This window comes from Bradyrhizobium sp. B124 (assembly GCF_038967635.1).
GTDB lineage: Bacteria > Pseudomonadota > Alphaproteobacteria > Rhizobiales > Xanthobacteraceae > Bradyrhizobium.
On record NZ_CP152413.1, the window covers coordinates 5346525 to 5360711 of the forward strand.

The 14187-nt window shown below is 64.8% G+C and carries 15 protein-coding genes; 13 read left to right on the plus strand and 2 right to left on the minus strand.

All coding sequences use genetic code 11. The features are described from left to right. Positions 1 to 85: 85 nt before the first annotated feature. A complete protein-coding gene (locus tag AAFG13_RS25415) occupies positions 86 to 889 on the minus strand; it encodes an SDR family oxidoreductase (protein WP_212318958.1) in 804 nt (267 codons plus the stop codon). Between the two features lie 124 nt (positions 890 to 1013). On the opposite strand from AAFG13_RS25415, the gene AAFG13_RS25420 reads away from it, so the two are divergent. From AAFG13_RS25420 to AAFG13_RS25435, 4 genes are all read left to right on the plus strand, one after another. After that, positions 1014 to 1964: a GlxA family transcriptional regulator gene (locus AAFG13_RS25420; RefSeq protein ID WP_342708581.1), complete on the plus strand. Its 951-nt coding sequence runs from the start codon at positions 1014 to 1016 to the stop codon at positions 1962 to 1964. A 255-nt stretch (positions 1965 to 2219) separates the two neighbouring features. Then, positions 2220 to 2678, plus strand: coding sequence for a 50S ribosomal protein L21 (rplU, locus tag AAFG13_RS25425; RefSeq protein WP_212318955.1), 459 nt, complete (start codon positions 2220 to 2222; stop codon positions 2676 to 2678). Between the two features lie 102 nt (positions 2679 to 2780). Next, positions 2781 to 3050, plus strand: coding sequence for a 50S ribosomal protein L27 (rpmA, locus tag AAFG13_RS25430; RefSeq protein ID WP_024583287.1), 270 nt, complete (start codon positions 2781 to 2783; stop codon positions 3048 to 3050). A gap of 169 nt (positions 3051 to 3219) precedes the next feature. Further along, positions 3220 to 3816, plus strand: coding sequence for a GNAT family N-acetyltransferase (locus AAFG13_RS25435; protein WP_342708582.1), 597 nt, complete (start codon positions 3220 to 3222; stop codon positions 3814 to 3816). Positions 3817 to 4014: 198 nt separating this feature from the next. On the opposite strand, the gene AAFG13_RS25440 is transcribed toward AAFG13_RS25435, so the two are convergent. Then, on the minus strand, positions 4015 to 4929 hold the full coding sequence (locus AAFG13_RS25440; protein WP_342708583.1) for a DMT family transporter: 915 nt from the start codon (positions 4927 to 4929) through the stop codon (positions 4015 to 4017). 268 nt (positions 4930 to 5197) lie between these two features. Between AAFG13_RS25440 and AAFG13_RS25445 the strand changes: the two genes are divergently transcribed. The 9 genes from AAFG13_RS25445 to AAFG13_RS25485 all read left to right on the plus strand — a co-directional run bounded on the left by AAFG13_RS25445 (position 5198) and on the right by AAFG13_RS25485 (position 14109). Further along, a complete protein-coding gene (locus tag AAFG13_RS25445; RefSeq protein WP_212318949.1) occupies positions 5198 to 5680 on the plus strand; it encodes a MaoC family dehydratase in 483 nt (160 codons plus the stop codon). A gap of 177 nt (positions 5681 to 5857) precedes the next feature. Continuing rightward, entirely contained in the window at positions 5858 to 6907 is a 1050-nt protein-coding gene (gene obgE / locus AAFG13_RS25450; protein WP_212318947.1) for a GTPase ObgE, read from the plus strand. 68 nt (positions 6908 to 6975) lie between these two features. Then, positions 6976 to 8118: a glutamate 5-kinase gene (gene proB, locus AAFG13_RS25455; RefSeq protein WP_212318945.1), complete on the plus strand. Its 1143-nt coding sequence runs from the start codon at positions 6976 to 6978 to the stop codon at positions 8116 to 8118. A gap of 122 nt (positions 8119 to 8240) precedes the next feature. Next, a complete protein-coding gene (locus tag AAFG13_RS25460) occupies positions 8241 to 9533 on the plus strand; it encodes a glutamate-5-semialdehyde dehydrogenase (RefSeq protein ID WP_342708584.1) in 1293 nt (430 codons plus the stop codon). A gap of 45 nt (positions 9534 to 9578) precedes the next feature. Then, the gene (locus tag AAFG13_RS25465) at positions 9579 to 10202 is read left to right on the plus strand and encodes a nicotinate-nucleotide adenylyltransferase (protein ID WP_342713396.1); all 624 of its coding nucleotides are present in this window, start codon (positions 9579 to 9581) and stop codon (positions 10200 to 10202) included. A gap of 200 nt (positions 10203 to 10402) precedes the next feature. Further along, a complete protein-coding gene (gene rsfS, locus AAFG13_RS25470) occupies positions 10403 to 10771 on the plus strand; it encodes a ribosome silencing factor (protein ID WP_173640701.1) in 369 nt (122 codons plus the stop codon). A gap of 50 nt (positions 10772 to 10821) precedes the next feature. Beyond that, positions 10822 to 11304, plus strand: a complete 483-nt coding sequence (rlmH, locus tag AAFG13_RS25475; protein ID WP_342708585.1) for a 23S rRNA (pseudouridine(1915)-N(3))-methyltransferase RlmH — start codon at positions 10822 to 10824, stop codon at positions 11302 to 11304. Between the two features lie 40 nt (positions 11305 to 11344). After that, on the plus strand, positions 11345 to 12745 hold the full coding sequence (locus tag AAFG13_RS25480) for a peptidoglycan DD-metalloendopeptidase family protein (RefSeq protein WP_342708586.1): 1401 nt from the start codon (positions 11345 to 11347) through the stop codon (positions 12743 to 12745). Beyond that, positions 12742 to 14109 carry a S41 family peptidase gene (locus AAFG13_RS25485; protein ID WP_207833969.1) on the plus strand — a complete coding sequence of 456 codons (1368 nt, stop codon included), beginning with the start codon at positions 12742 to 12744 and terminating at the stop codon, positions 14107 to 14109. The genes AAFG13_RS25480 and AAFG13_RS25485 overlap by 4 nt, the downstream gene beginning before the upstream one ends. Positions 14110 to 14187 lie beyond the last annotated feature (78 nt).

The window sequence follows — 14187 nt, forward strand, 5'->3', positions numbered from 1 at the left end:
CCCTGCATTAACGACGGGGAACTCAAATGGTTGCGTCCCGCGCTCGGGCGCTCGGCCTGCGCGGGACGCAATCTTCGCAGCGGCGTCAGGCCGCGTTCACCCCGTAACGCGCCGCGGGCGTGCTGCGCGACAGGTTCGGCATCAGCTTCTGGCGGGCCGCCTCATAGGCCTGCCAATCGGCAGCATCCGGCAGCGACGGTACGGTGAAGACCTCGCCCTGGTCGAACCCGGCCAGCGCAGCGTTCACCATGTCCTCGGCCTTCATCACGATCTCGCCGGGCAGATGCGCGACAGGCGTGCCGGCGATGTCCCAGAACTCGGTGGCGGTGGCCCCCGGCAGCACGGCCTGGACGCGAATGTTCTTGTCCTTCAGCTCGTGCTGCAGCGAGTGGGTCAGCGCCAGCACGAAGGCCTTGCTGCCGCCGTAGACGCCGTTGAGCAGCTCCGGCTGGACGCCGACGACCGAGGCGATGTTGATGATGGTGCCGCCGCCGCGCGCGACGAATCCCGGCACCGCCGCATAGGTCAGGCGCATCAACGCGTCGACATTGAGCGCGATCATGTCGCTCATCTTGTCGACATCGGATGCGAGCAGCGGTGCGGTGGCGCCGACGCCGGCGTTGTTCACCAGCACGCTGATGCCTTCGTTGCTGCGCAGAATGGATTCGATCCGTGCAACATCGCCGCGCTTGGCGAGGTCGGCGGCGACGATCTCGATCGATCGGCCTGTCTCCGTCGCGAGACGCTTGGCGAGCCCGTCGAGGCGCTCACGGTTGCGGGCAACGAGGATCAGATCGTAGCCACGCCGTGCGAGCCGGTCCGCGTAGATGGCACCGATTCCGGACGACGCACCGGTAACGAGCGCCGTGCCTTTGGCTGACTTGGTCATGTTGGTCTCCTGTTTGACCTGAACGGCCGGACTTGGCCGTTACTCAGGTTCTACAGGCCCCCTTGCATGTCTCAAATGTCATATATACACCTTTTTAGGACACAGATTGTGGTTGGAGAGTTCCATGCAGGAGATCGGCTTCGTCGTCTTCCCGGAGTTCCAGGTGATGGGCTTCACCGCCATCACCGCCTTCGAGGTCGCCAATTTGATCGCGGGCGTGCCGTTCTATGAGGTCACGCTGCTGTCGGAGAATGGCGGCCCGGTGCGGTCATCCGCCGGCTTCAATGTCGAAACCGAAGCCTTCGGCGATCGCAACTTCGACACGGTCTTCATCGGCGCCGGCCACGAGCTTCATCCGGCATCGGCGAAGTTGATCGACTACATGCGACGCGCCATGGCGACATCGCAGCGCATCGCCGCGCCCTGCATCGGCGCCTTCTCGCTGGCTGAAGCCGGCCTGCTCGACGGCCGGCGCGTCTCGACGCACTGGCAATTCGCCCCGGAATTGCAGGCCCGATTTCCCGGGCTGAAGGTCGAGCAGGACCGCATCTACATCGTCGACGGGCCGATCTGGACCTCGGCCGGCATGACCGCGACGATCGATCTGGCGCTGGCGATGATCGAGCATGATTTGGGCGTCGAGGTCGCCCGTTCGGTGGCCCGCAAGCTCGTTGTCTATCACCGCCGCACCGGCGGACAGTCGCAGTTTTCAGCGCTGCTCGAGCTCGACCCGAAATCCGATCGCATCCAGAACGCCCTCAACTACGCCAAGGCGCATCTGCGCAACGAGCTCTCGGTCGAGGAATTGGCCGAGGTGGCACGGCTCAGTCCGCGCCAGTTCAGCCGCGCCTTCCGCGCCGAAACCGGCCAGTCACCGGCCAAGGCGATCGAGCAGCTCCGGGTCGAGGCTGCCAGAGAATTGATCGGCGATGGCCGCCATTCGATGGACGAAATTGCCGGTGAGACCGGCTTTGCCGATCGGGAACGGATGCGGCGGGCGTTCCTGCGGGTGCTGGGCCAGCCGCCCCAGACCATCCGCCGGCACGCGCGGGCCGCGGCAAAGACCGCCGCCTGAGGGGCAATCCAGGCCAAAATCACGCCAAACCCTTCATTTTTGGCCGGTTTTTGCCCTGCTTTACCTTGACTCTACGTCGTCAGCAGCTATAAGTCCGCCCATCCGGCGCGGAGTTTTCTCGCGCCGATTGTTTTTGTGCGATCCAATTTGGGAATTCATTCCCTTCGCGCGAAACACATAACCCATAGCGACTGAACAAAAAGCCGACCCGGGCTAACCGTCCGAGGCCGGAACCGAACACGAAGGAATCAAACGATGTTCGCAGTCATCAAAACCGGCGGCCGGCAGTACCGTGTCGTTCCGAATGATGTACTCGAGATTGGCAAGATCGCCGGCGATGTCGGCACGATCGTGCAGCTAGGCGAAGTTCTGGTGCTCGGCGGTGACACGCCGGTGCTGGGAACGCCCACCGTGGCAGGCGCCACCGTTGCGGCCGAAGTGCTGCAGCACAAGCGCGGCGCCAAGGTGATCGCGTTCAAGAAGCGTCGCCGCAAGAATTCACGCCGCAAGCGCGGCTATCGCGACGAGCTCACGGTGCTTCGCATCACCGAGATCCTCGCCGATAACGCCAAGCCGACCGTCGGCCCGCGGCCGAAGAAGGAAAAGGTCGCAGCGCCCGCCGATGATGGCGAGGACGCAGCACCGAAGGCGGCCAAGAAGAAGGCGCCGGCCGCGAAAAAGGCTCCGGCCAAGAAGGCCGCGGCCAAGAGCTAAGAAGAAGTGATCGTCGCGCTTTCAGATTTGAAGCGTGACAAAACGTGAAATGATTCCGTCAAGGAATTGATCTAGAGATCAAAGCGAAGTCGGAGACGAGCTATGGCTCATAAAAAAGCAGGCGGTTCATCGCGCAACGGACGTGATTCCAAGGGCAAGCGCCTTGGCATCAAGGCGTTCGGTGGCGAGCGCGTGATCCCCGGAAACATCATCGCGCGTCAGCGCGGCACCACCTGGCATCCTGGCCTTAATGTCGGCATGGGCACCGATCATACTCTCTTCGCCAAGGTCGAGGGTCATGTCGAGTTCCGTGCCAAAGCCAATGGCCGCACATTCATATCGGTTATTCCGATGGCAGAGGCGGCCGAGTAGACGGTGGACACACATGAGTCCGCCGGGTCCTGTTGAACCGGCGGAGTCGCAAAGGGCTCCAAGGGGAGGCGGGATGACCGGCCTCCCCTTTTTGTTGCGCGCGATCCGGTTCGACCGCGCGCAACGTTCCAAGCGTTGCGTACCGATTGTCGCATCACAGGAGCTCGACATGTTGCAGGACATCCCGACGCCGACCTTGCGCGAGGCAAGAGCTTGCGTCCTCGAGACCGAACGGCTGACATTGCGCAAGCCGACGCTCGCGGACGTAAAAGCAATTGCACGCCTCGCCAATGACCGCCGCATCGCGGAGAACACCCGCCGCCTTCCGCATCCCTATACCCAGGACGACGCCATCGACTTCGTGCGCGCGCTCGGCGCCGGCGGACGCGAAACCGTCTTCCTGATCGAGAACAATCACACGCCGATCGGCATGGTCGGCATCGACTGGCGCGACGAGACCGCGGCCGAACTCGGCTACTGGCTCGGTGTCGACCATTGGGGCCAGGGTTTCGGCACCGAGGCCGCGCGCGCGGTGATCGACTACTTCTTCGAGGAATTCGATCTCGACCAGCTGATCGCGGGCGCCCGCGTCGTCAACCCGTTGTCGCGCAACATCCTCGAGAAGTGCGGCTTCCAGTGGAGCGGCGTCGAGCTGCACCGCTTCGAGGCGCTGGGCTCATCGAGCCCGGTCGATGCCTTCCGGCTGTCGCGCGGCGTCTGGGCTTCGCTGAAGAGCTGGAATAGTTCGAAGCGGCGGGAGAGCTGATTTCTCACCCTCCCCCGATTTTCACCCTCCCCTGGAGGGGGAGGGTCGTTGCGCATGCAGCGGAGCGGAATGCGCAGCGGGGTGGGGTGACGGTCTCTCCACTCGGACGCTGCCCGAGTTGAGAGATCACCCCACCCCGTCTCACATTTCGCTACGCTCAATGTGATCCGACCCTCCCCCTCCAGGGGAGGGTAAGAATCACGCCGGCGGATTGATCGCGGACTCGGTGCGCCCAAGCTGCTGCTCGCGCACGAAGATGTAGAGGCCGGCCGCGATGATGATGGCGGCGCCGACGATCGTGGCCCAGGACGGCACGTCGCCGAACACCACGAAGCCGAAGATCACCGCCCAGACGATCATCGAATACTGGTACGGCACCACCACGCTTGCCGGCGCGAGCTTCAGCGAGCGGTTCACGCACAGCAGCGCCGCGACCGAGATGATGCCGGCGGTGAAGAACAGCACGAGGCTGCCGGCCGATGGCGTCACCCAGCCGATCGGCGAGAGCACGAGGCCGAGGATGAAGGTGCCGCCGAATTGCGTGGTCGCCAGCACGATATCGGGCGTCGCGCGCAATGAGCGCGTAATCAGCATCAGCACCGCAAACGACAGGCTGCCGCCAAGCGCGATCATCGCCGGCCAGCTGATGGTCTGCGCCGATGGCCGCAGCGCAATCAACACGCCGCAAAAGCCGACCAGGATCGCGGTCCAGCGCCGCCAGCCGATATGCTCGCCGAGCACGAGGCCCGACATCGCGGTGACGAAGATCGGACCGGCCAAATAGTAGGTGATGACGTCGGCGAGCGGCAGATAGACGGTCGCGAGGAAGAACGCCGCGACCTCCAGCGTCGACAGCGTGACGCGCAGCAATTGCAGCCACGGCCGCTCCAGATGCAGGAAATCCGCGCGCCGCTTCCACACGATCGGCAGCAGCACCAGCAGTGCCGCGCAGGCGCGCAGCCACAGCAATTGCCCGACCGAATAGGTGGCGACGAGGAATTTGCCCATCGCGTCGCCGAACGAGAACATGAAGATCGACAGCAGCATCAGGCCAATGCCGGCAAGCCGCGCCGATCGATCGTCGTAGGAGGACAGTTTTGCGAACAGGCTCATTGTTCTCTTGTTGTCGCCGCCTCTGAGTCGGGCGGTCCTGTCACCGGTTTTACCGACGTCGTTGCGCAGGACAACCCCAGCGGCTGCAGATCGAACCAATTGTCGCAGTGCGGCGCCTGCGCTACCGGTAGAGCGTTTTCGAGCGAAGTGGATACCGGTTCGCGTGAAGAAAACGCGTCAAAACAAGAATCTAGAGCCCCGTTCCGATTCAATCGGAACGGGATAGGCTCTAGGGCAGCCATTCAAGAAACAGAGCAGGAAACGCCGCATGAGCGAATTCGACCCCACCCAGCATCGCATGGTCCCCGCGCAGCGGTGGTTCGAGGATTTCGTGCTCGGCGAGCGCTTCGTGATTCCGAGCCGAACCCAGACCTCGGCCGTGTTCGCGGCGTTCCAGACCGCCAGCGGCGACACCCATCCGATCCATTACGACGTCGAATATTGCCGCACGCGGGGCATGCCGGACCTGCTTGCGCATGGCTTCCAGACCCTGGTGCACACCGCGCCCGGCGCCGGGCTGTTTCCCTATGTCGTGGAGGAGTCGCTGATCGGCTTCCTGGAACAGTCGAGCAAGTTCCTGAAACCGGTCTATGCCGGCGATACCATCTACCCCGCGCTGGAGGTGATCGAGCTCGCGCCCGGCCGGACCACGGGCGTCGTGACGCTGCGCTCGACCGTGCACAACCAGCGCCGCGAGCTGGTGCTGGAGGGGATGCAGAAATTCCTTGTGCGGCGGCGGCCCGCAGCATGATCCGGAAAAGTGTGAAGCGGTTTTCCGAAAAGATCATGCTCAAAGGACAGGCCAAAGCGCAATAGCCGCGCTTTGGCGCTAAGGGCCGCAAAAAGGCCCGAAAATTAAGGCTTTTCGCCGAAGTCAGGGCCTTTCCGGGTTGCCGCCGCGGCCCCCCTGCCCTAACTAGTACGGATCATGAAATTCCTCGATGAAGCCAAGGTCTATATTCGCTCCGGCGACGGCGGCAACGGCTGCGTCGCGTTCCGGCGCGAGAAGTTCATCGAGTTCGGCGGCCCCTCCGGCGGCAATGGCGGCCGCGGCGGCGACGTCATCATCGAGTCCGTCGACGGACTGAACACGCTGATCGACTACCGCTACCAGCAGCACTTCAAGGCGCAAAAAGGCACCAATGGCATGGGCAAGGACCGCCATGGCGCCAACGGCAAGCCGATCGTGCTGAAAGTGCCGGTCGGCACCCAGGTGTTCGACGAGGACCGCGAGACGCTGCTGCACGATTTCACCGAACTCGGCGAGAAATTCGTGCTGGCTGAAGGCGGCAATGGCGGCTTCGGCAACGCGCATTTCAAGTCTTCCACCAACCGCACGCCGCGCAACGCAAATCCCGGTGCGCCGGGTGAAGAACGATGGATCTGGCTGCGGCTGAAGCTGATCGCCGACGCCGGCCTTGTCGGCCTGCCGAATGCCGGCAAGTCGACCTTCCTGTCGGTGGTCAGCGCGGCGCGACCGAAGATCGCCGACTATCCCTTCACCACGCTGCATCCGCAGCTCGGGGTGGTGAATTACGGCGGCCGCGAATTCGTGCTCGCCGACATCCCCGGCCTGATCGAAGGCGCGCATGAAGGTGCCGGCCTCGGCGATCGCTTCCTCGGCCATGTCGAGCGCTGCCGCGTGCTGCTGCATCTGGTCGATGCGACCTGTGAGCACGCCGGCAAGGCCTACAAGACCGTGCGCACCGAGCTCGAAGCCTATGAAGGCCATCTCGCCGACAAGATCGAGATCGTCGCGCTGAACAAGATCGACGCGGTGGAGCCGGACGAGTTGAAGAAGCAGAAGGACCGCCTCAAGCGGGCGGCGAAGAAGACGCCGCTGCTGGTCTCAGGCGTGACGGGCGACGGCGTGCAGGACGCGCTGCGCGCGCTGGTCGAGGTGATCGGCGAAGCGCCGGTGTCCAACAAGGCCAAGAGCCAGGCGGAGCCGTGGGCGACGCCGGTGCCGCAGGGTTGAGCGGCACTTCGACTTCTTAAGCCACATCGTGGCGCCTCTTGCTTCCACTTTCCTGCCAGACCAAACCCATGAAACGCCCCGCGCTCAAGAACTTTCGCCGCATCGTCGTCAAGGTCGGCTCGTCGCTATTGGTCGACTCGCAGGCCGGCGAAGTCCGCGCATCCTGGCTCGCCGCGCTGGTCGACGATATTGCGAAGCTGCACAAGCGAGGCTGCGAGGTCATGGTGGTGTCGTCGGGCTCGATCGCGCTCGGCCGCAGCCGCCTGAAGCTGCCGCGCGGCCCGCTGAAGCTCGAGGAGAGCCAGGCTGCCGCCGCAGTCGGCCAGATCGCGCTGGCGCGGATCTGGTCGGAGGTGCTCGGCCATCACGGCATCGGCGCCGGGCAGATCCTCGTGACGCTGCAGGACACCGAAGAGCGCCGCCGCTATCTCAATGCGCGCTCGACCATCGCCAAGCTGCTGGAATGGCGCGCGGTGCCCGTGATCAACGAGAACGATACGGTCGCCACCACCGAGATCCGCTACGGCGACAATGATCGCCTCGCCGCCCGCGTCGCCACCATGGCGAGCGCGGATCTGCTGATCCTGCTGTCCGATATCGACGGCCTCTACACCGCGCCGCCCGCGATCGATCCCGATGCCAAGCTGATCCCGGTGGTCGAAAGCATCACCTCGGAGATCGAAGGGATGGCCGGCTCGGCCGGCTCCGAACTGTCGCGCGGCGGCATGACCACCAAGATCGAGGCCGCGAAGATCGCGACCACCGCCGGCACCCACATGCTGATCGCCTCCGGCAAGATCGAGCATCCCTTGCAGGCGATCGCCGACGGCGGCCGCTGCACCTGGTTCCTGACCCCGGCCAATCCCGTCACCGCGCGCAAGCGCTGGATCGCGGGCTCGCTCGAGCCGAAGGGCACGCTGACCATCGATGCCGGTGCGGTGGCCGCTTTGCGCGCCGGCAAGAGCCTGCTGCCGGCCGGCGTGATCCGGGTCGACGGCCAGTTCGCCCGCGGCGATGCCGTGGTAGTGCGCGGCCCCGACACCCATGAGATCGGCCGGGGCCTGGTCGCCTACGACGCCGAGAATGCCGAGAAGATCAAGGGCCGCTCCTCGCCGGACGTGATGGCCATCCTGGGCATCAGCGGCCGCTCCGAGATGATCCACCGCGACGACCTCGTGATCGGCCCGGCCGGGGCGATCCCGGCCAAGTAGGCCCAGATAGCCTACCCGGCCGACAGGCTGGGCCTGCCGCCCACCTGCCATGCCGGTTCCGCGCCTCGCCACCCCTCAATTGCCATGCTAGAACATGGCCTTAATCGAAAGCCGGGACTTCCATGAGCGCCCCCCTGAAGGCGATCGACGGCAACGCCGATCTCGCCGCCCTGATGACCGACCTTGCCGCCAAGGCGCGCGCCGCCGCGCGCGTGCTGGCGCTGGCGCCGCCGGAGCAGAAGAACCGGGCGCTCGCCGCGATCGAGCGCGCGATCCGCGCCAACGCGCCGGCCATTCTTGCCGCCAATGCCGAGGACGTCGCCGAGGCGCGCGCGGGTGGCATGACCTCAGCCTTCGTCGACCGCCTGACACTGACGCAGGCGCGCGTCGACGGCATGGCCGATGGCGTTGCGACCGTGCGTGAGATTATCGATCCGGTCGGCGCCGTGACCGAGAGCTGGCAGCGTCCAAACGGCATGACCATCGAGCGCGTCCGCGTGCCACTCGGCGTAATCGGCGTGATCTTCGAGAGCCGCCCCAATGTCGCCGCCGACGCCGGCGTGCTGTGCCTGAAATCCGGCAACGCCGTGATCCTCCGCGGTGGCTCCGACAGCTTCCGATCGTGCCGCGCGATCCATGATTGCCTGGTGCAGGGCCTGCGTGAAGCCGGCCTGCCTGAGGCCGCGATCACCCTGGTGCCGACCCGTGACCGCGCGGCCGTCGGCCTGATGCTGACGGGATTGAACGGCGGCATCGACGTGATCGTGCCGCGCGGCGGCAAGAGCCTGGTCGCGCGCGTCGAGGCGGAGGCGCGCGTTCCGGTGTTCGCGCATCTGGAGGGCGTCAACCACATCTATGTCGATGCCAGCGCCAGACTCGATATGGCCAAGGAGGTCGTGCTGAACGCCAAGATGCGCCGTCCCGGTGTCTGTGGCGCCGTCGAGACCCTGCTGATCGATCGCAACGCTGCCGCGACGAAGCTGAAACCGCTGGTCGAGTTGTTGATCGATGCCGGTTGCGAGGTGCGCGGCGACGAAATCGTGCAAGGCGCCGACGCCAGGGTGAAGCCCGCATCCGACGAGGACTGGAACACCGAATATGAGGACGCGATCATCTCGGCGAAGATCGTCGGCAGTCTCGATGAAGCGATCGCGCATATTCAGAATCACGGCTCGCATCACACCGATGCGATCGTGACGGAGGATGCCGCTGCCGCGCAGCGATTTCTCAACGAGGTCGATTCGGCAATCGTGCTGCACAACGCCTCGACCCAGTTCGCCGACGGCGGCGAGTTCGGCTTCGGCGCCGAGATCGGAATTGCCACCGGCAAATTCCACGCCCGCGGGCCGGTCGGCGCCGAGCAGCTGACGAGCTTCAAGTATCGCGTCCACGGCACCGGGCAGACCCGGCCGTGATCATTGTCGCACGCGCACGGTAAACCATTGCAACAAGCTTCCACCGTGCCGTTATCCCCAACCCAGGCGCTTCCGTTCTATACCAACGGCATGCGCATCGGGCTGCTCGGCGGCTCGTTCAATCCACCGCACGCCGCGCATCGCGCCATCAGCCAGTTCGCGCTCAAGCGATTGCAACTCGACCGCGTGTGGTGGCTACTGACGCCGGGCAATCCGCTGAAGAACCATGATGGCCTGCATGCGCTCAACGAGCGTGCCGCGGCCGCGCGTCGCGTTGCCGACGATCCGCGCATCGACATCAGCTGTCTCGAAGCTGTCATCGGTGTCCGCTACACTGTCGACACGATCATCCACTTGCGCCGCCGTGTCTCCGGCGTGCACTTCGTCTGGATCATGGGCGCTGACAATCTCGCGCAATTTCATCGCTGGAAAGATTGGCGGCGCATCGCGTCCGATGTGCCGATTGCCGTGATCGACCGTCCGCCCCAGAGTTTCCGCGCCCTTGCCGCACCGGCGGCGCAGGCGCTCATGCGCTATCGCTTGCCTGAAAATCAGGCGACACGGCTGGCCGATCAGCAGGCGCCGGCCTGGGTGTTCCTGACAGGAATGAAATCCAATTTGTCTTCGACCGGACTGCGGAACCCGGACGGGAGCTGGAGGACGGCGTGAGGCGCAAAAGGGTTACTGGATATTGAAACCATTAACCCCACATGCGTAGAATGGTGCGTGGGGCCGAGGATTCGGCACCCGCGATACAGTGAAAGGAATGGTCCCTGGCCACATCTGTATTGTCAAAGTCTGTTTTACCGAAGGTTCCCAAGACTTCAGGTCCCAAGACTGCGCGTAAAACATCGACGAAAACCGCGGCCTTGCAGGCGCAACCGGATGCCGACAAACCGGATGCCAACAAGACGCTGAGCCTGATCCTCTCCCGCCTCGACGACATGAAAGCGGAAGAGACGGTCACCATCGACCTTCGCGGCAAATCCGCATATTCCGACTACATGATCGTCACCACCGGCCGGGTTAACCGGCACGTTGGCGCGATCGCGGAAAATGTGACGAAGAGCCTCAAGGAAAACGGGGTCAAGAACATCCATGTCGAGGGCTTGCCCAATTGCGACTGGGTGCTGATCGATTCCGGCGAGGTGATCGTGCACGTGTTCAGGCCTGAGGTGCGCGAGTTCTACAATCTCGAGCGGTTGTGGACTCAGAACCCGGCGGTCGCGGCGGTCTAAGGCGTATCGAAGCCGATGCGAATCGGTTGCAGCGCAGCTAGTCTGCGTTGATGCGTCTCGTCGTGATCTGCATCGGCCGTCTGAAACAGGGCCCTGAACGGGAGCTCGCCGAGCGCTACCGCGAGCGCTTCGAAGATATCGGCCGCAAGCTCGGCTTTCGCGGCCTCGAGATCCATGAGATTACGGAGAGCCGCGCGCGCGACACGTCCGCGCGCATCGCTGAGGAGGCCGCGGCGATCGCGGCGCTGCTGCCGGAAAAGCACATGTTGGTCGCGCTCGACGAACGCGGCAAGAGCATCGACAGTGCGAGCTTTGCGCAGCAGCTCGGCCGCTGGCGCGACGAGGGGGCAGCACATACTGTCTTCATGATCGGCGGCGCGGACGGACTTTCGCCTGAATTGCAGCGCAAGGCCTCGTTGCGTATTGCATTCGGCTCCGCGACCTGGCCGCACCAAATGGTCCGCGTCATGCTTCTGGAACAGATTTATCGGGCCGCGACCATTTTGGCCGGCCACCCCTACCATCGCGCCTGAGGCGCGGTGACGGACAGTCGAAAGCGCTGAACGCACGCGAATGCAGCACAAGCGGGACACAGCTTCGGATTCGCATCGCGGCACCGCGCGCCGCCGCTGGTTGCCGGCATCCCTGCCTCTGTCGATCGCTATGCTGGCCGCGTATCCGCTGACCGCGGCGCATGCGCAGGCGACACCACCCGCGCAACAGTCCGCCCCGCCGGCACAGCAGGCCACGACGGCAGAAACATCGCCCGACGCCATCAAGCAGCGCGAGCAGGAGCTCGAGGCCGCGCGCGAACAGCAGCGCAAGGCCACCGAGTTGCAGGAGAAGTTGAAGGCCGACATCGCCGCGATCGGCCAGGACCGCAGCAAGCTCAATCAGCAGCTGATCGACATTGCCGGCCAGGTGCGCGGCGTCGAGACGCGGATCGCCGACGCCGAGGCACGCTTGCAGCCGCTCGATGGCCGCGAGCGCGAAATCCGCGGCTCGCTCGATTCACGGCGCTCCGAAGTGATCGAGGTGCTTGCCGCGCTGCAGCGCGCCGGGCGGCGCACGCCGCCGGCGCTGCTGGTGCGGCCAGAGGACGCGCTGCAATCGCTGCGCACCGCGATGCTGCTCGGCGCGGTGGTGCCGGAATTGCGCGTCCGCGCCGAGAAGCTTGCGGCCGATCTCGGCGAGCTGGTGGCGCTGCGCAAGACCATCTCGACCGAGCGCGATGCGCTGGCGGGCGACCGCGACAAACTGAGGGAAGACCAGACCCGCCTCGCCGCATTGGTCGACGAACGGCAGCGCCAGCAAAGCGCGGCCGAAAAGGACATGGAGGCCGAAGGCGCCCGCGCCATCGCGCTGTCGAAGCAGTCCGCCGACCTGCAGAGCCTGATCGCCAAGATGGAGCAGGATCTCAAGAGCGCGGCCAAGGCCGCCGCCACGGCCAGCCTCCAGGGGGCCCCGGCGACCGTCAACGGCAAGCCCAATCTGGGGGCGCTCAAGGACCCGGCCCGCATGAGCCCGGCGGTCGCCTTCGCCTCGGCCAAAGGCCTGTTCTCCTATCCCGTGAATGGCACCAAGATTCGCGAATTTGGCGGTTCCGACGGCGCGGGAGGCGTACAAAAGGGCATTTCTTTGGCCGCCAAACCGGGCGCGCAGGTCACAACCCCGTGTGACGGCTGGGTTGTTTACGCTGGTCCTTTCCGCAGCTACGGACAACTCTTGATCCTCAATGCCGGGGGCGGGTATCATGTCCTGATCGCCGGGATGGAGCGTATTTCGGTAAACATCGGCCAGTTTGTGCTAACGGGGGAGCCGGTTGCGACCATGGGGTCGACGTCCCAGGTTGCATCCATTCTCGCGACCAATGCGAGCCAGCCAGTGCTCTATGTCGAGTTCCGGAAAGACGGCACTCCAATCGATCCAGGTCCATGGTGGGCCGCAAATGAAGGCGAAAAGGTTCGCGGATGATGCGCAAGACTTCGGTAATTCTCCTTAGCGCCGCCACCGGCGCGGCCCTGACGCTTTTCGTCACGCAGCCCCGCGCTGTGCTGATGGGATCGAGCGCGCGCGCCGCGACGTCGGACACCTACCGCCAGCTCAATCTGTTCGGCGACGTGTTCGAACGGGTGCGCAGCGACTATGTCGAGAAGCCGGATGACAGCAAGCTCGTCGAGTCCGCGATCTCGGGCATGCTGTCCGGCCTCGACCCGCACTCGAGCTACATGGACGCCAAGAGCTTCCGCGACATGCAGGTGCAGACCCGCGGCGAGTTCGGCGGCCTCGGCATCGAGGTCACGATGGAAGACGGCCTGATCAAGGTCGTCTCGCCGATCGACGACACCCCGGCCTCGAAGGCCGGCATCATGGCCAACGACATCATCACCAATCTCGACGATGAGGCCGTGCAGGGCCTGACGCTGAACCAGGCCGTCGAGAAGATGCGCGGTCCGGTCAACACCAAGATCAAGCTCAAGATCATCCGCAAGGGCCAGGACAATCCGATCGACGTCACGCTGGTGCGCGACAACATCCGCGTTCGGTCGGTGCGGGCGCGCGTCGAGGCCGACGACATCGCCTACATCCGCATCACCACCTTCAACGAGCAGACCACCGAAGGCCTGAAGAAGGAAGTCGCCAATCTGCAGAGCCAGATCGGCGACAAGCTGAAGGGCTACATCATCGATCTCCGAAACAACCCCGGCGGCCTGCTCGAAGAGGCCGTCACCGTGTCCGACTCCTTCCTGGAGCGCGGCGAGATCGTCTCGACCCGCGGACGCAATGCCGAGGAAACCCAGCGCCGCGCCGCGCACCCCGGCGACCTGACCAAGGGCAAGCCGGTCATCGTGCTGATCAACGGCGGCTCGGCATCGGCCTCCGAAATCGTCGCCGGCGCGCTGCAGGACCACAAGCGTGCGACGCTGGTCGGCACCCGCTCGTTCGGCAAGGGTTCGGTGCAGACCATCATCCCGCTCGGCTCGGGCAACGGCGCGCTGCGTCTGACCACCGCGCGCTACTACACGCCGTCGGGCAAGTCGATCCAGGCCAAGGGCATCGTGCCCGACATCGAGGTGCTGCAGGACGTGCCGGAAGAGCTGAAGGCGCGCACCGACACCAAGGGCGAGGCCTCGCTGCGTGGCCATCTGAAGAACGACGGCGACGAGAAGACCGGCTCGCAGTCCTACGTCCCGCCGGACGCCAAGGACGACAAGGCGCTGAAGATGGCCGACGACCTGCTGCACGGCATCAAGTCGACCTCGAGCGCGACGCCGGCACCGGCTGCGCCCGGCGACAAGGCCGCGGTCGACAAGCCCGGCAACAAGGCTGCGAACTGATCCAATCCAATCGTTGAGGCGAACAGGGCGGCCCTCGGGCCGCCCTTTCTGCTTTCGCCGTCCACCCCCAACCGTGCT